At 41.8% G+C, this 16369-nt stretch carries 16 protein-coding genes; 13 read left to right on the top strand and 3 right to left on the bottom strand.

All coding sequences use genetic code 11. The features are described 5' to 3' along the window. Nucleotides 1-202: 202 nt before the first annotated feature. Nucleotides 203-907 (bottom strand): elongation factor P hydroxylase, encoded by a 705-nt coding sequence (locus tag FOR85_RS10410; protein WP_144297877.1) that lies wholly within the window; start codon nucleotides 905-907, stop codon nucleotides 203-205. A gap of 186 nt (nucleotides 908-1093) precedes the next feature. On the opposite strand from FOR85_RS10410, the gene FOR85_RS10405 reads away from it, so the two are divergent. The 6 genes from FOR85_RS10405 to lysM all read left to right on the top strand — a co-directional run bounded on the left by FOR85_RS10405 (nucleotide 1094) and on the right by lysM (nucleotide 5729). Further along, nucleotides 1094-1687 carry a DUF177 domain-containing protein gene (locus FOR85_RS10405; RefSeq protein ID WP_144297876.1) on the top strand — a complete coding sequence of 198 codons (594 nt, stop codon included), beginning with the start codon at nucleotides 1094-1096 and terminating at the stop codon, nucleotides 1685-1687. A gap of 328 nt (nucleotides 1688-2015) precedes the next feature. Beyond that, on the top strand, nucleotides 2016-2198 hold the full coding sequence (gene rpmF / locus FOR85_RS10400) for a 50S ribosomal protein L32 (protein ID WP_068408434.1): 183 nt from the start codon (nucleotides 2016-2018) through the stop codon (nucleotides 2196-2198). A gap of 381 nt (nucleotides 2199-2579) precedes the next feature. Next, nucleotides 2580-3548, top strand: coding sequence for an ACP S-malonyltransferase (gene fabD, locus FOR85_RS10395; protein WP_144297875.1), 969 nt, complete (start codon nucleotides 2580-2582; stop codon nucleotides 3546-3548). Next, nucleotides 3539-4273, top strand: coding sequence for a 3-oxoacyl-ACP reductase FabG (gene fabG, locus FOR85_RS10390; RefSeq protein WP_223808606.1), 735 nt, complete (start codon nucleotides 3539-3541; stop codon nucleotides 4271-4273). The genes fabD and fabG overlap by 10 nt, the downstream gene beginning before the upstream one ends. Before the next feature lie 307 nt (nucleotides 4274-4580). Beyond that, nucleotides 4581-4817: an acyl carrier protein gene (acpP, locus tag FOR85_RS10385; RefSeq protein ID WP_068034635.1), complete on the top strand. Its 237-nt coding sequence runs from the start codon at nucleotides 4581-4583 to the stop codon at nucleotides 4815-4817. 402 nt (nucleotides 4818-5219) lie between these two features. Then, the gene (lysM, locus tag FOR85_RS10380; RefSeq protein WP_144297874.1) at nucleotides 5220-5729 is read left to right on the top strand and encodes a peptidoglycan-binding protein LysM; all 510 of its coding nucleotides are present in this window, start codon (nucleotides 5220-5222) and stop codon (nucleotides 5727-5729) included. Between the two features lie 138 nt (nucleotides 5730-5867). Here lysM and queG read toward each other — a convergent pair whose 3' ends face one another. Continuing rightward, complete coding sequence (queG, locus tag FOR85_RS10375; protein WP_144297873.1) at nucleotides 5868-7124, bottom strand: tRNA epoxyqueuosine(34) reductase QueG; 1257 nt, start codon at nucleotides 7122-7124, stop codon at nucleotides 5868-5870. Nucleotides 7125-7318: 194 nt separating this feature from the next. Between queG and FOR85_RS10370 the strand changes: the two genes are divergently transcribed. Continuing rightward, entirely contained in the window at nucleotides 7319-9100 is a 1782-nt protein-coding gene (locus tag FOR85_RS10370; RefSeq protein ID WP_144297872.1) for an NAD(P)H-hydrate dehydratase, read from the top strand. 78 nt (nucleotides 9101-9178) lie between these two features. Here FOR85_RS10370 and FOR85_RS10365 read toward each other — a convergent pair whose 3' ends face one another. Then, complete coding sequence (locus FOR85_RS10365; RefSeq protein WP_223808605.1) at nucleotides 9179-9688, bottom strand: DUF4124 domain-containing protein; 510 nt, start codon at nucleotides 9686-9688, stop codon at nucleotides 9179-9181. Between the two features lie 841 nt (nucleotides 9689-10529). On the opposite strand from FOR85_RS10365, the gene FOR85_RS10360 reads away from it, so the two are divergent. From FOR85_RS10360 to FOR85_RS10335, 6 genes are all read left to right on the top strand, one after another. Beyond that, the gene (locus FOR85_RS10360) at nucleotides 10530-12362 is read left to right on the top strand and encodes an acetolactate synthase 3 large subunit (protein ID WP_180952479.1); all 1833 of its coding nucleotides are present in this window, start codon (nucleotides 10530-10532) and stop codon (nucleotides 12360-12362) included. Further along, nucleotides 12362-12859, top strand: a complete 498-nt coding sequence (gene ilvN, locus FOR85_RS10355) for an acetolactate synthase small subunit (protein WP_068408422.1) — start codon at nucleotides 12362-12364, stop codon at nucleotides 12857-12859. The genes FOR85_RS10360 and ilvN overlap by 1 nt, the downstream gene beginning before the upstream one ends. A 134-nt stretch (nucleotides 12860-12993) precedes the next feature. Then, nucleotides 12994-14010: a ketol-acid reductoisomerase gene (gene ilvC, locus FOR85_RS10350; protein WP_068408420.1), complete on the top strand. Its 1017-nt coding sequence runs from the start codon at nucleotides 12994-12996 to the stop codon at nucleotides 14008-14010. A 297-nt stretch (nucleotides 14011-14307) separates the two neighbouring features. Then, nucleotides 14308-14733 (top strand): hypothetical protein, encoded by a 426-nt coding sequence (locus FOR85_RS10345; RefSeq protein WP_144297871.1) that lies wholly within the window; start codon nucleotides 14308-14310, stop codon nucleotides 14731-14733. 366 nt (nucleotides 14734-15099) lie between these two features. Continuing rightward, a complete protein-coding gene (locus tag FOR85_RS10340; RefSeq protein ID WP_068408416.1) occupies nucleotides 15100-15312 on the top strand; it encodes a cold-shock protein in 213 nt (70 codons plus the stop codon). A 293-nt stretch (nucleotides 15313-15605) separates the two neighbouring features. Then, nucleotides 15606-16178 carry a DUF421 domain-containing protein gene (locus tag FOR85_RS10335; protein WP_144297870.1) on the top strand — a complete coding sequence of 191 codons (573 nt, stop codon included), beginning with the start codon at nucleotides 15606-15608 and terminating at the stop codon, nucleotides 16176-16178. Nucleotides 16179-16369 lie beyond the last annotated feature (191 nt).

Below are 16369 nucleotides of genomic sequence, written 5' to 3'. Positions count from 1 at the left end.
TAGTTTTTAAAAAATGAAATTTTTTTGTTTTTTAGCATATCTCTCTGACAGCATCAAAAGATAGAACTACTATTCAATCAGTATAACGCAAAGTAAATATAAGTTTATTAGCAAGGCGTTACGGTGGGTAGGGAAACGTTAACACTATAGTTGTGGACCGCTTTCGACAGGAAATACATATATAGAGCGCAGTTTTTCATCGCTAATTAGCAGTACAAATCGTTAATAATGCTTGCAATAATATTTTGGCATCACGTGGTATGACGTGAGGTTCAGCGATATATGCTTTGGCCTGCTGATAGACGTCCTGCGCAAAGGTGCTGGTACTGGTATCAAAGGTGGCAAACAGATTGTCTTGCGAGACTTGAAAAGGAAGTCTGCACGCTAAAGTAAATAAACACTCTAACGCTTGGGGCTTGATTTCTACACGCTCAAACGCTTGTTGTTGAGCCTCTGTGCGCCCATCGGGAGCATACCAGTAGCCAAAGTCAGAGAGCTGTCTACGACGCTCACCTGCAATAAAAAAATGGCTTAGCTCATGCAATGCGCTTTGAAAGAAACCATGGGCAAATTTAATACGTGCTGGCTGATTGTCTTTGGCAGGAAAGTACTCTGGTTCGCCAGCGCCACGTACTAGGATAACGTGCTGGTGGGCAAATAACGTATTAAAGAGACTTATCAGCCAATCGGTCGCTGTTTTTTCATTCTCATCAACAGTGTTGATATTTTCAGCATGGATAATTTTCTGCCATTGTTCTGACAGTGCGTTTAACTGCATCTTTGAAATAGTGCTCAAAGACTCAGGTGGCTTTTTGGTTTCTAAAGTATTTAAACGATGTAGCAAGCGTTTTGCGTCAGAAACAGAAAGCAAAACAGAAAAGTCAGGATCCACAGCAGGCGATATCATATGAATATATTAACCAAATAAAAAGGTAGAGCGCATGATTTGCAACGCGAGCAAGCCAAGGTAAATGCAAACTTAATACGAAAGCACTTACCAAAAATCTTAACATACTAGCCCTAGCGCTCATCAGCGCTTTCCGTTAGTATGGCAGGCAATATTATACACCGTTTTTGATGAATGAGGCCGCGCATGTCAAGCACTCCAATAAACAAGCCGTCAGCGCTTCAGGCTGACAAAACAGCAGCTACGATGTCGAGCAACTTGCCAGAGGATATCTCTTTAAGCAAATGGGAAGACAGTGGCTTTGAATGGTCAGGGCAAGTTGCGCCGCGTTCGTTTGAGCGCCTAAATGCCATCTTGTCAACTGAGCACGAGCAATCAAACCTTGAGCTTAAAGCCAATCTATATCGCCATAATAATGTGTTGCATTTGTCTTTTACTTTCACAGGTGAGATATGGTTGACTTGTCAGCGTTGTTTGCAACCGATTGCTATTAATTTGACTGATGGCTATGATATTGCATTATTAGATAACGAAAGCCAAGTGCGTTTGGTCGGTGAAGAGCAGGATTACTTGCTGCTCGATGAAATTATCACTGAGCCTGCGCCTGAGCGTTTATTGCCGTTTAAAAAATTGATCGAAGATGAAATTTTGCTAAAAGCGCCCATGGCACCAAAGCACGATGATTGCGAGATGAGCGTTGAGCAGTTTGGTGACATTCCAGAAGAAGAGGAAAATGAGAATCCTTTTGCAGCGTTAGCATCGTTAAAGGGCAAGTTATAGCCGCGTAACTGGCAGTATAACGTCGATAAATCATTACTTTCTACCTTTTATCAGCTTTTTACCCAAGAGTGAAAAGCAAGGCTTTATTAATTGGCGAAACATGCGTATAATGTCCCGTTTATTGCATTCTAGCAACCTGCCGCTGGCAGAGAGAAGCTAGCCTTGCAAACGAACTATAGATTTTAGACGTAATCAGCGCTTTAATACGTGTGGCAATCTATTTAACTAATGATGCGTAAGACTTAGGTTGTTGTGATTATATAGCCTCTGTCGGTATCGATTAAAGCTGAATTTCAAGCTTAACCCTTTTAAGTATAGGAGCTATATCATGGCTGTTCAAAAAAGTCGTAAAAGTCGTTCTCGTCGTGACATGCGCCGTTCACATCATCGTATGGAAGTGGCTGAATTAAGCATCGACGCTACTACTGGTGAAAAACATCGTCGTCATCACATGACTAAAGATGGTTTCTATCGTGGTCGCCAGCTTTTCAAAGTTAGTCAAGACGCTTAATTTATTTGCGCGCTGATGGTTGATGCAAAATGCTGGTAGTTCTAATGACTATCGATGATTTTACACAGTTGTTATGGTGCAAGCAGTTTAAGCAAACAAGAGCCAAGTTATCTCGCTATCATATATTATGAAGTCAGATATCTTGGCTTTTTGTTATCTATTTTTTATCAAGTAGTGATTATAGAGATAACACATTTTAAGCGTTCAGTCTTTGATAGCTATGCTTATTGTCTGCGTCAGTGTATAGTTTAATAGCAGTCAGCTGTCTTAAAGGAATAATGATAGCGGTGCTTTGTACAGCGAATCTTTTTATTAGTCTCTAATTCTATAATAGACCCCATTCATTTAGGGGTATTTCCAATTAAATAAGGAATATTGGTTATGGCCTCTGTACCCGATATGGTAAAAAAACAACCCACCCGTATAGCTGTGCTATTCCCTGGACAAGGTTCACAAGTGGTCGGTATGCTGAGCGAGCTTGCTGAAACCTATCCTGAAATTCGTGATACCTTTACCGAAGCCAGTACAGCGCTTGGTGAAGACTTATGGGTAATTTGTCAGGACGAAGACAAACTGAACCAAACCCAATATACTCAGCCGGCTTTATTGACTGCTAGTATCGCTATTTGGCGCATCTTACAACAAAAAATAGAAGATAAGCCTTGTTACCTAGCGGGCCATTCCTTGGGTGAATATAGCGCCTTATGTGCTGCTGGCGTAATATCCTTAGCTGATGCGGTCAAACTGGTGCATAAACGCGGTCAATTGATGCAAGAGGCGGTGGCAGGGGTCGATACAGCGATGGCAGCGGTACTGGGTCTTGAAGACCACCGCGTCGAAAACTTATGCGAACAAGCGACCGAGCACGTTGATGATGCCATTGTTGGCGCCGCAAACTTTAATAGTCCAGGTCAAGTGGTGGTTTCAGGTAACGCCGCTGGTGTCAATGCCGTGATTGATAAAGTTCAAAATACCGGTAAAAAAGCCATCCCATTAAAGGTTAGTGTGCCGTCGCATTGTGCGCTTATGGAACCTGCGACTAGCGCTTTGGCGCAAGAGTTGGCAGCCATTCAATTTGATCAAGCGGCCATTCCAGTGATTCAAAACCGCCATGCGCGCGTTGAAAGCAATGCAGTCGCTATCAAGCAAGCATTGACCGAGCAGCTCAGTGAACCAGTCTTATGGTCAAAAACCATGCAGGAATTGGCCGACAAGCAAATTAATATTTTAATCGAATGTGGCAGTGGTAATGTTTTAAGTAATTTGGCCAAGCGTCAAGCACATCCTATTGTGAGTTATCCTACCGACAAGCCTGCCCGTTTAGATAAGTTGATGGAGGTATTATCATGAGCCGTACGATTACATTAGTGACAGGCGCAAGCCGCGGTATCGGTAAAGCCGTTGCCAAACGTTTTGCCAAAGAAGGACACTTTGTCATTGGCACCGCGACCACCGAAAAAGGCGCAGCACTTATCGAAGAATACTTAAACGATAGTGGCGGTATCGGGCGCGTGCTAGACGTGCGCGATACGGCGCAGATTGATAAGTTATTTGAAGAAATCGAAAGTGTTTACGGTGCCGTACAAGTGCTGGTTAATAATGCCGGTATTACTCAAGATGGTTTATTGATGCGTATGAAAGATGAAGATTGGGACAATGTTGTCGATACCAATCTGACTTCGGTTTATCGTATGAGTAAGCGGGCAGTACGCGGAATGATGAAAGCGCGTCGTGGTCGTATCATCAATATTACTTCTGTGGTTGCACAAATGGGCAATGCGGGTCAATCTAACTATGCGGCCACTAAAGCCGGCGTCGAAGGCTTTAGCCGAACGCTAGCGCGCGAAATCGGCTCACGCCAAGTGACGATTAACTGTGTGGCACCGGGTCTTATTGAAACCGATATGACCGATGAGCTTGACGAGCGCCTACTTAACTCAATGCTTGATGCGGTTCCAATCAGCCGTCTTGGTCAGCCAGAAGATATTGCCGCCGCCGTATTTTTCTTAGCAGGTGATGAAGCCAGCTATATTACTGGCGCGGTTATTCCTGTCAATGGCGGTATGTACATGTAGGGTTAGAAGTTATTATTCTAATTTAGCGTTATTTATTATTATAACGGTGCGTTACATAGTTATAATAAAAAAATCTGTGAACGAGTGTAAACTATAATAAAGGGTGCTATAATAGCGGATACTTTTTTGTCAAAGCCCTGTATGATAGCTAGGTTTTAGCAGACATTAGTCAAAACGTGTAATTGGTTATCTGTCTTCTAGACAGCCGTGATAATTTGACCAGCCCATTTTATATATACTGCCATAGTGCTTTATCATAAGACTATGGCAATTTGTCGAAATAATAGATCAAAAAGGAGAAATCTACATGAGTAATGATACCGAGCTAAGAGTTAAATCTGCGGTAGCGGAACAATTAGGTATGAACGTTGAAGATATCAATAATGATGCTTCATTCATGGAAGACTTAGGCGCTGATTCATTAGACCTAGTTGAATTGGTTATGTCATTCGAAAGCGATTTCGGCATCACTATCCCTGATGAAGATTCAGCAGAACTAACGACTGTTCAAAAAGCCATTGATTACGTACAAGCGCAATTGTAATTAATCCTTTGCTTAGTAAGTGTGCTATGACCGTTTATCTTTATTGATAAGCGGTTTTTTTAACGCTATTTTTTAGAGGTAGTGATTATTTCTCTGTTTTACTGCTTATATTTGCTCAATTCACTGCCATATTTGAATGGTAGCTATTAATAATAAAGTTACATAAGCTACGCCAAATCAACATTACTCAACATACTATTACTAGAGACGGTATTTGCCATTGTCTATACTAAGAATGGTAAGCAGTAATAAGGTGATATTTGTTATATCGATTAAAACCACTGTTTATAGATAAAAGTTATGTTCATATGTAGGCGATGCGAGAGTGACAAACGTTAAATACATTGCCTATTAAAACAATAATGATAAATAATAGATAACAATATTTTAAGGAGCAATTTTATGGGTATGTTCAGTTTTGCAAAAGACATCGGTGAAAAGATTTTTAACCGTGACGATGCCAAGCATGACGCTAAAGCAGAAACCAAAGCGGATGCTAATACTCCAGTTCAAAGCACAGAGCCTTCTGCTCAGTCAGTTGCCAATATTTTACTACGCCGTATTCAGCAGCAAAATCTGAATATCAGTAATCTAAAAGTAAAATATAACGGTTCTACAGATACCGCAGAAATCAGTGGTAAGGCCAAAACCCAAGCAGATCGCGAAAAAGCCATTATCGCTATCGGTAACGTGCAAAACGTCGCTAAAGTTATTGATAATATCGATATTGAAGAAGATGCGCCTGAATCTACCATGTACACAGTAAAATCTGGCGATAGCTTATCTAAAATTGCCAAAGAAGTGTATGGTTCAACTGGCGATTATATGAAAATATTTGAAGCCAACAAACCAATGCTTTCTGATCCCGATAAGATTTATCCAGGTCAAGTTCTACGTATTCCTAAGCCGTAATAGGCTGTTAAGTGCTTATGTTTAAATATAAGTATTTAAACATAAGCGCTTAAACACAGATATTTAAAGTTATGTGCTAATAAAAATGCCTCTTAATATAATTAGAGGCATTTTTTTGGTCTTTATTTTCCATAGCATTTACGGTTTTAAATTTTCTAATTTTTCCTGTTGTTCTTTAATTGCCCAATGGATATGATCGTCTAGCATGGCATTATGAACGCCTAATTTTGCTTGCAGCTGAGTAATTATTTCCGTACTACCATCTGCATTGCCAAGACCAATGGCGATATTGCGTAAAAAATTCACGTAACCGGTGCGTCTAAGCGGACTGCCTTCGGTTTTTTTCATAAACTCCGCTTCTTGCCATTGCCATAGCTCAAGTAAACTGCTGTTATCAAGATTATGCCTTGGGGAAAAATCTTCTACTGGGGTGATATTGGCATAGCGATTCCACGGACAAATAAGCTGACAGTCATCACAGCCAAAGATGCGATTACCGATGGCACGGCGATATTTGCTGTCAATAATGCCGTCGTGTTCGATGGTAAGGTAAGAGATACAAGCAGAGGCTTTAAGCTCATAGGGCGCAATAATTGCTTGCGTAGGGCAGACGTCAATACAGGCGCTACAACTGCCGCAATGCTCCTTGACCGGTTCGTCATCAGGCAGCTCAAGACTCATAAATAGCTCGCCTAATACAAAAAACGAGCCAGCTTGCTTGTTTATGAGCAGGGTATGTTTGCCCGTCCAGCCAAGCCCCGCCGCATCGGCAATAGGACGCTCAAAGATAGGCGCAGAATCGCTAAAGGGGCGAAAAATAAAATCCTGCTCTGAGCCAATATTAATATGCTGCCATTCAGGTAGCATGGCTTCAATTTTTAATGCCAATTGCTTTAAGCGACTGCGCATGGTCTTATGATAATCACGCCCCCTAGCATAACGGGCGATGATACCTTGATTGGGATAAGCGTTATCAGTAACTGCGCGCGGCGTGGGAGTTTGAGTTAAATAATCCATGCGCACGCTGATGATGGTTTTTGCGCCTTCTACCAATTGCTCAGGTTGGGCCCGCAGATGATGGTTATGATGCATAAACTGCAATTGCCCCTCATACCCTTTTGCCAGCCATTGCTTTAGATGTTCTGTTTGCTCGATAAATAAAGGATGATGCACCGATAAAAAACCACAGTCAGCAAATCCTAGGCCTTGCGCTTGGGTTTTAATCCATTGTTTGACGTCTGCCGGTGTAGCAAATTCTGACGCATTATGAACGGCAATTCTTGCTTGCTCTACACGATTAGGCGCAGACGCCTGCGCTGCCAAGTTGTGAGCATCTGAGGTCTGTGCGTCTGGCTGTGTCGATTGAAGTTGTTTAGGTTGGGCTTTGCTATTCATAATGCGCTATAAATGATAATGTGAATAGCAGTATGATAAGCCAGTGAGCGACGAGCGCAAGTAGCAAAACCAATAAATCTGTATTTATACCAAGCTGTAAGCTCTCGTAAAATTTGATAGAGCTGATACCACCCATACATTATCTTATGATTAAAATAATAAAACCAGCCAATAAAAATAAGCGAGGATGAACCATGCCAGTAGCAACCGATGTATCCACAAAAACGACCATACCAGTAGCGTTGTATAGTAGTCAGCAGATTTATGCTATGGAGCAGGCATGGTTTGGCGCAGGTCATGATAGTTTTGGATTAATGCAGCAGGCTGCATGGCAGATGGCACATTATATTGTGGTGCTTTATGAGCAAAAAATGCTTAATTCTTATTCCTCAGCACTTACTAACACTGATAATCGCAATAATTGTTCGCCTCGAGTAAGTATTTGGGTTGGAAAGGGTAATAATGGCGGTGATGGTTGGTTGATTGCTTATTATTTGCAGCAAATAGGCTGGCAAGTACAAATCATCACGGTTGGCTTTGATAAACAAGTTTTTGCGATAGCTGAGACAACGCAGTCATCTAACAAAGAAGCTTCTTTATCTGATGCCAACCAAGCTCTACAAATAGCGCTGTCTGCTAACTGTGATTATTTACGCTTTGAAGACATGAGTTCTGATGACAAGCAAAACGTAAGTGAGCAGCTACAAGCCGACGTCTACGTCGATGCGTTATTTGGTATAGGTTTAGACCGCGCGCCTGATGGTATTTATAAACAGGCAATTAATAGTCTTAACGATGCTGCGCAGTACAACGGCGCTTTGGTTATTGCGGTTGATGTGCCCAGTGGCTTGGTTGCTTCTACTGGGCAAGTATTCGACCAAGTAGCTGTAAACGCTGATGCGACATTATGTTTGATTGCGCGCAAATTTGGTTTGCATACTAACGATGGTATGGATTATAGCGGACAAGTTATTGACATTCCGCTCATACCTTATCAAATGGCTAGTAAAGAATTTAAGCCAATTGCCAAGCTACTGACAGCAGCTTATCCATTAAATCCACGCCGTCAAAACAGTTATAAAGGCAGTTACGGGCATGTATTGGTGATTGGCGGTAATCGCGTTGATAGCTCGCAGGGCATGGGCGGTGCTGCTATCCTCTCGGCTTCAAGTACGATGGCGACTGGTGCGGGTAAAATTACCGTCGCCTGTCATGAAGCATTTCATGGAGCGCTATTAACTTCATTGCCTGATGCGATGACCATCAATTTACACGATACAGATGGCGTAAAAAACCTCATCCAAGAAGCCAGTGTTATTGCTATCGGCATGGGACTTGGCCGTGATGACAAAGCAAAAGCGTTGTTTATAAATTATATCCAAACGGCGATAGAAAACAGCAAACCAATAGTGATTGATGCGGATGGTTTATACCATTTGGCAACATTGCAGGCAGAGCAGTATAAACTGGTTACACAGCTAAAAGCGTATAGTAGCGAACATCAAGTTTGCCTAACACCGCATAGTGGTGAAGCGGCAAGATTGTTGAATAAAGAGGTCAATGAAGTAGAAGAGGATAGGCTAGCCATGATAAAACGGTGCGCCAAAATCTATGGCGGCGATTGGGTGCTAAAAGGGGCAGGGTCGTTAGTACTAGAACAAAAGGCTGAAGAAAGACAAATTTACGTTTGTGGCGTCGGCAATGCAGGGATGGCAAGCGCTGGCATGGGCGATGTGTTATCAGGCGTCATTGCAGGTCTGCTAGCGCAAAAGGATTTGACCGAAGAAGCGCGTAGTTTGCACCAAGCGGTTCTGCTTCACGGTCTGGCAGGCGACTGCTTAGCGGGGCAGGCAGAAAATTTAGAAAGTCTTAGCCATACTCATAATTGTCGCTCATTATTGATCGGCCAACGAGGCTTGCAAGCACAGGATATGCCCGTTGCTATCCGCCATATTATGCACCTGATAACTGACTGAATCATCAGTTATCAGTATCAATGACTAACGTTGAATAGAGCAGTGATGGTATTATTCAAAGGTATATAAAGACCGAGTTTAGGTACCATTACAATATTGATTGATGGCTTGCTGTACACGCTCGCGTTTTAGCTCAATTTCACGTCCATCTAAATATTGACGTTTACCATTGGCATCCATCTCATAGATACGCCCACCAACATTTAGGTTGGTTAAATTATTGCGTAATGACTGGCAACGCTGAGCATTCGCCTGTGCTTCTTGTTCTTTAATGCGCGCCTCTAGCTGAGCCACGCGCTGTTCTTCAGCACTTTGCGGAGCCGCTTGATTGGCTTCGGTTTTCCCTGCCAATTGTCCGGCGTTACTTTGTCTGCCGTCACTACGAAACTCTATCACTTCAATATTTCTACCATTTTGCGGGGCGTGTTGGCTGTACTTCACCTCGCCATGCGCGCCGATAGATTTATAAACCTGAATGGCATGACTGGCATTGATTGGCAGCATGAGCATACACGCCGTGCTGATACTTAGAAGCAGTTTGGTAGCGGTGTTCACACGAAACGCAGATGCCATGGTAACAATTGCCATAATGACAATCCTCTTAATAGGTAAGAAACGGACGTATTTATCAGATAAGGATAATATTTAATCGTCTCGATAACAATATAAATACACTAGCGTTTGATTTTAGCAAATAATACTTATAGATGTACATTATTTAATAACTAATAGTTAGGGATAGGGTTTAGAAATTTTTCTTGACAAAGGTGCTTAAACCATCGAATATAATAGCAGTTGATTGGTCAGTGAGCGGCTTTTATAAAATTGCCGTGGCACTTGAAAATAAGGACTACGGGTTGCTTATCAGTAGCTTGCTCAGTTTTATTTTCTTTGTGACAAAAATATAAAGTAGATGGTCATTATCGCAATGATTATCAGATTCTATATTTATTGTCTGCGGACTTATCTGTCTACAATGACTAAGATAAACTTATTATTACTGTGGTTCGTAAGATTTGGCTGTAATAAACAATAGGGCGCAATGTATAGTTTTAACAACAACTCATAAAATAAGTTATAAGATTTAGCGATCCTATAGCGTGCCAATATTATTGAGAGTCGTTTCATATCCTGCCTCCCTTTATTTATTACTGTCGTAACTTGGTATTCTCAAAATAATAAGCCTCTTTTATAGGTGCATTCGCATCTTGTCACTGTCTGTCGATAAAATCCCGCCACAAAGCTGACCTTACATATATTGCTGTGTTTGAGGGCCATGCTGTTCTATATAACAGTGTTACTTGAATATAGTAGGCACACATTCTTGATATGGATAAGAATCCCAAGTCTTCTTTATAAGACCAATAACCTTGTAAAAACGGTGTTTTCTTTTATAAATGAGCGACCATTCTTACCACAAAAAAAGGTGATGACAGTGACGCAAACCACGCAAAGTCCGAATATGACTGGACATACCCAAACGGGTAATGCCGCCAAAAATTTTGAAGAAAAGCAACAACGCCTTGCAGAGGGTAGCGAGCAGCCTGTGATGCTATCTGGCGCTGAGATGTTGGTGCAGGCACTGACCGACGAAGGGGTCAAATATATTTTTGGCTATCCAGGCGGCGCCGTTCTACATATCTATGATGCCTTGTTTCAACAAGAAAATATTGAGCATATTTTAGTGCGTCATGAACAAGCAGCCGGCCACATGGCAGATGCTTATTCACGCGTGACCGGTCAGACAGGTGTGGTGCTTGCGACCTCAGGTCCAGGTGCGACCAATACCGTGACGGCAATCGCCACCGCGTTTATGGATTCTGTGCCGATGGTGGTTATTTCAGGTCAGGTACCTAGTAGCCTAATCGGTGAAGATGCCTTCCAAGAAACCGATATGGTCGGTGTATCACGTCCTATCGTCAAGCATAGCTTCCAAGTGCGCCATGCTAGCGAAATCCCTATGATTGTCAAAAAAGCCTTTCATATCGCTCAGTCTGGACGTCCAGGCCCAGTAGTCATTGACGTACCAAAAGATATGACAGCGCCAAGTGAAAAATTTGCCTACGCTTATCCAAAAGATGTGTTTATCCGCTCGTATCAGCCCTCACTAAAAGGTCATAGCGGTCAAATTAAAAAGGCCGTTGAAACTTTATTGTCAGCACAGCGTCCTGTTATTTATGCAGGCGGCGGGGTCATTTGGAGTAAAGCCAGTAAAGAGTTGACTGAGCTTGCTCATCGCTTAAACTTACCAGTTACCAATACCTTAATGGGTTTGGGTACTTTCCCAGGTTCTGATAGTCAGTTCTTAGGCATGCTTGGGATGCATGGCACCTATGAAGCCAATATGAGTATGCATCACGCTGATGTCATCTTGGCAATCGGTGCACGTTTTGATGACCGCGTTACCAATAATGTCAAAAAATTCTGTCCGAATGCCACGATTATTCATATCGATATTGATCCGGCATCCATTTCAAAAACCATTAATGCCCATATTCCAATCGTCGGCGATGTTAAAGCGGTTTTGACCGATATGTTAGAGATCATCGGTGATGATAAAGAGCTTGAGCAACATGCCTTGTTAGATTGGTGGTCACAAATTAATGAATGGCGTACGCGTCATGGTCTACGCTATGACACCAATACCGATAATGGTATTAAGCCCCAAGCGGTGGTGCAAGCTTTGGATAAAGTAACCAATAGTAACGCCATTATCACCAGTGACGTCGGTCAGCATCAGATGTTTGCCGCGCTTTATTATACTTATAATGAGCCCGGTCAATGGTTGAATTCCGGCGGATTGGGCACCATGGGTGTGGGCTTACCTTATGCCATGGCGGCAAAACTTGCCAATCCTGAGCGCGACGTGGTGTGTATTACTGGTGAAGGCTCTATTCAGATGAATATTCAAGAGTTATCAACCTGCTTACAATACAACTTGCCAGTCAAAATTTTGAACCTAAACAATGCACAGTTAGGTATGGTTAAACAATGGCAAGACATGCTGTATGAAGGCCGTCATGCGCAGTCTTATATGAACTCACTACCAGACTTTGTCAAATTGGCTGAAAGCTATGGTCACGTCGGTATTAAGATCACCGATCCTGCGACTATGGAGGCACAATTGGCTGAAGCTATGGCTATGACTGATAAATTGGTATTTATCGACGTTTATGTCGATCGTAATGAGCATGTTTATCCGATGCAAGTCGCTGGGCAAGCGATGCGTGATATGTGGTTAACAAAAGGGGAGCGTACCTAATGCAACAACAACATCTGATTTCGGTATTGATGGAAAACGAAGCGGGTTCGTTGTCGCGGTTAGTCGGCTTGTTCTCCCAACGCGGCTATAACATCGAGACGTTAAACGTCGCCCCTACTGATGATCCAAGTATCTCACGTCTGACGGTCACTACCATTACCTCGCCTGAAAGAATCGAGCAAATCACCAAGCAATTGCATAAATTGATTGAAGTGGTTAAAGTGCTCAATCTAACAGACAATGTGCACGTCGAGCGTGAGCTCATGCTTATTAAAGTACGAGCGTCGGGCGGTGTACGTGAAGAGATTAAACGCAGTGCTGATATTTTCCGCGCTCAAATCGTTGATGTCAATTCTAACCTATACACCATTCAAATCGTTGGTGATAAAGCCAAGCTTGACGGCTTTATCGATGTGATTGGTCGCGAGCGCATTATGGAAGTGGTGCGTTCGGGTGTGATTGGCATTGCACGCGGCGAAAAAACACTAAGCTTATAATTTTATAATCGTTATTAAAAACCTTAATTTATTATCAACAGCGCGCTCATTTTAGCCAACACTTTAGAGTTTCGGTTAGAGCAGGAGCGCTTATTATCCATGGCCAGCCATGTTTTAGGAAAAGGACTCTATTTATGAACGTTTATTATGACAAAGACTGTGACCTATCAATCATCCAAGGCAAAAAAGTTGCCATTATTGGTTACGGTTCACAAGGCCATGCACACGCGTTGAATTTACAGGACTCAGACGTCGATGTCACCGTTGGTCTACGTGCCAATTCTAGCTCATGGAAAAAAGCGGAAAACGCGGGCCTTAAAGTTGCTGAAGTAGAAGAAGCGGTAAAAGCGGCTGACGTCGTGATGATTTTGACCCCTGATGAGTTCCAAAAACAGCTTTATAGCGATGTGATTGAGCCAAACATCAAAGAAGGTGCCACCCTTGCTTTTGCTCATGGTTTTGCGATCCATTACAACCAAGTAGAGCCACGTAGCGACCTTGACGTTATTATGGTGGCGCCTAAGGCACCAGGTCATACCGTACGTTCAGAATTTACCAAAGGTGGCGGTATCCCAGATTTAATCGCTATCTATCAAGATGCGTCTGGTCAAGCTAAGCAGTTAGCCTTGTCTTATGCTGCTGGTGTTGGTGGTGGTCGTTCAGGCATCATCGAAACGACCTTTAAAGATGAAACCGAAACCGACCTATTTGGTGAGCAAGCGGTGCTTTGTGGCGGCGCGGTTGAGCTGGTAAAAATGGGCTTTGAAACCCTAACAGAAGCCGGCTATGCTCCTGAAATGGCTTACTTTGAGTGTTTACATGAGCTAAAGCTTATCGTTGACCTCATGTATGAAGGCGGTATCGCTGATATGAACTATTCAATCAGCAACAACGCTGAGTACGGCGAATATGTGACTGGTCCAGAAGTGATCAACGAGCAATCACGTGAAGCGATGCGTAATGCGCTAAAACGCATCCAATCTGGTGAATACGCGAAGATGTTCATCAGTGAAGGCGCAACCAACTATCCTTCAATGACTGCGCGTCGTCGTAACAACGCTGAGCACCAAATCGAAGTGACTGGTGCTAAACTGCGCGGCATGATGCCTTGGATTGGTGGCAATAAAATCATCGATAAAGACAAAAACTAATTTATTAGTGATTAATCAGGCAATTAAGCGATTAATCAACACTTGATATTTTAATCATCTAAAAATTAAAACCCGTGTTATCACTCGATAGCATGGGTTTTTTAATGGCTAGCAATTCAATAATCTAGAGAAAGTTGTCCCAGTAATCACTTGTTAGTGGTTGAAAACTATTTATTACTGCCTCATATAAGCAGACTTGCTTATTTTATTTAAAAAAATACTAAAACCAAACGCTAAAGAATGATCTGAGCGCTTGATTTTTTATTCTTATTCTTTCTTGATTACAGGTTGTCTGTTGTGCAAATACCAAGTCCTAACTGGCTGACGCCGCAATTTATCTACATTACTCTGAGCGCTGTGGTAGCAGTATTGATTTGGATAGAAGGCGAGATGCTCAAGCGCAACCAAGGTAAGCTGCTGCAATCTAAGTTCTTTCGCATCAGCTCTTTACTTGATACCGCTTGGTTCTTTGTCTCTACTCTGGCGTTGTACGTCATTGATTTGGCGCCGTTGGCCATTGCCGTGCCAGTCGCTTATAGCATCTATACCATCTACGGCTGGATATATGGCACGCGTCTGCTCAAACGCAAAGGCATACCAGATTCGCCAAAGGATTTGGTGGTGCCAGCTAAATATATCGCCTATAGCCAATCCTTTTCTTTGATATTTTTTGCCTTATGTCTACTGGTTTTATTATCGCCCTGGTTACCGCTACCTGCATAACAATGTTTTAGCGCTTAGATGATGTTTTTGGTTGTTATGTTATTAAGAGCATGGAAAATCAATTTTTTAGCTTAAATGTTATAAAATAGTTATTAAAATCAACTATTTAAATAATAAATAGTTATTTAATGATAAAGCTAGCAGAAGACCGCGGTTTTTTACAAAAAAAAATAATTTAACCTGTTGCAGTTTAGAAAAGCTGCTATAATCAGCTTGTACTCGTAGGATTTTAGGCAAGAGCTTGAGGTTATCTTCTAGATAAATCAAGGGTTTAAGCCGATGCATTTAGCAAAAAGCACTCGAGTATATATCAATCAATCGGTGATGACACACGTCTCGCCAACAGTTAAAGAGTTAGGAAAATTTATGTCAGAGAAAGTTGAAGGCACTGTAAAGTGGTTTAATGAAGCTAAAGGTTTTGGTTTTATCGCTCAAGACAATGGCGGACAAGACGTATTCGCTCACTACAGCGCTATCCAAGGTAACGGTTTCAAAACTCTAGCCGAAGGCCAAAAAGTGTCTTTCATCTTAGGTGATGGCAAAAAAGGCCCACAAGCTGAGCAAATCGAAGCTATCTAATCTTACTGATTATTGAGTAAACTGATTTATCAGCCAACTTGATATCATAAAGATGATCGATAAGTATTGATTCCTTTGTTTGTTAAAACAATAAAAATACTGTTTAGACGTTAAAAAAAAGCAACCATTCATCAGGTTGCTTTTTTTATGATGTTTTTTTGAGGAAGTGACTTAAATTCTGTAAGTTTGGACAAAGTGTGATTATTTATTGTTGACAATAATGCTGTTATCTTAATAGAGGATTAGTTTAAAAAAGTTTTTAGACGTTAAAACCAAATAAAAAAGGCGAGTGTATGCAGTGGGAAAAATGGTTTGCGATTGAATGGCAGCAAATAGTTGGCATTTCACTATCGGCGCTTGGATTATACTTGGGACTCATTTTGTTTACGCGGTTGATGGGGTTACGCAGTTTTTCCAAGCTTTCAAGCTATGATTTTGCCATGACCGTCGCTATTGGTAGCATACTGGCGTCAACCATCTTATCTGACAGTCCATCTTTGTCACAAGGCTTAGTCGCTGTTGCGGTGTTGTTTCTTATTCAAGGGTCTATATCTCTTATTAGGCGTAAATTTAAGCCTCTAAAATCGCTGATTGATAATCAAGCAATCATATTAATGGCGCACGGAGAGTATTTTTGCGATAATTTAAAAGAGGCCAATCTGACCAAAAGTGACGTGCAAGAAGTATTGCGTAAGAATGGATTGAAATCAAAGAGCGAAGTATTCGCCGTTATTATGGAAACGACCGGCGATATGAGTTTCATTAAGCAGGATAATACCGCGCCCGACTGGTCACTGTTTGACGACATTCGCGACAGCCATTTGTTGACTGATTCTAACAAATCTGATAACCCACTTAAACAATAAAAAGTCAGTAGAGCAAGTCATAAAAAATAATCAGTCATTAGAAGCTTGTTAATGTCGTAAATATCGAGAGCGTGAGCGTTTTTACGCTTAGATTAACACACCAAGTGCAACGCTTAATTAATATTATAGAACGCCTGCATAGGCGTTTTAAACCCTAATCGTTTTCTTGGTCTGTTGTTTAGTTTGTTCTC

This window comes from Psychrobacter sp. YGAH215 (assembly GCF_007280595.1).
Classification (GTDB): Bacteria; Pseudomonadota; Gammaproteobacteria; order Pseudomonadales; family Moraxellaceae; genus Psychrobacter; species Psychrobacter faecalis.
Note: the sequence above shows the minus strand (reverse complement) of the source record. Positions and strands in the feature narration are given on the sequence as shown.

Excerpts from the sequence above, each read along its gene's own strand:
- FOR85_RS10410 (WP_144297877.1), bottom strand. The coding sequence starts at position 907 with ATGATATCGCCTGCTGTGGATCCTGACTTTTCTGTTTTGCTTTCTGTT.
- FOR85_RS10405 (WP_144297876.1), top strand. The coding sequence starts at position 1,094 with ATGTCAAGCACTCCAATAAACAAGCCGTCAGCGCTTCAGGCTGACAAA.
- rpmF (WP_068408434.1), top strand. The coding sequence starts at position 2,016 with ATGGCTGTTCAAAAAAGTCGTAAAAGTCGTTCTCGTCGTGACATGCGC.
- fabD (WP_144297875.1), top strand. The coding sequence starts at position 2,580 with ATGGCCTCTGTACCCGATATGGTAAAAAAACAACCCACCCGTATAGCT.
- acpP (WP_068034635.1), top strand. The coding sequence starts at position 4,581 with ATGAGTAATGATACCGAGCTAAGAGTTAAATCTGCGGTAGCGGAACAA.
- lysM (WP_144297874.1), top strand. The coding sequence starts at position 5,220 with ATGGGTATGTTCAGTTTTGCAAAAGACATCGGTGAAAAGATTTTTAAC.
- queG (WP_144297873.1), bottom strand. The coding sequence starts at position 7,124 with ATGAATAGCAAAGCCCAACCTAAACAACTTCAATCGACACAGCCAGAC.
- FOR85_RS10370 (WP_144297872.1), top strand. The coding sequence starts at position 7,319 with ATGCCAGTAGCAACCGATGTATCCACAAAAACGACCATACCAGTAGCG.
- FOR85_RS10365 (WP_223808605.1), bottom strand. The coding sequence starts at position 9,688 with ATGGCAATTGTTACCATGGCATCTGCGTTTCGTGTGAACACCGCTACC.
- FOR85_RS10360 (WP_180952479.1), top strand. The coding sequence starts at position 10,530 with ATGACAGTGACGCAAACCACGCAAAGTCCGAATATGACTGGACATACC.
- ilvN (WP_068408422.1), top strand. The coding sequence starts at position 12,362 with ATGCAACAACAACATCTGATTTCGGTATTGATGGAAAACGAAGCGGGT.
- ilvC (WP_068408420.1), top strand. The coding sequence starts at position 12,994 with ATGAACGTTTATTATGACAAAGACTGTGACCTATCAATCATCCAAGGC.
- FOR85_RS10340 (WP_068408416.1), top strand. The coding sequence starts at position 15,100 with ATGTCAGAGAAAGTTGAAGGCACTGTAAAGTGGTTTAATGAAGCTAAA.
- FOR85_RS10335 (WP_144297870.1), top strand. The coding sequence starts at position 15,606 with ATGCAGTGGGAAAAATGGTTTGCGATTGAATGGCAGCAAATAGTTGGC.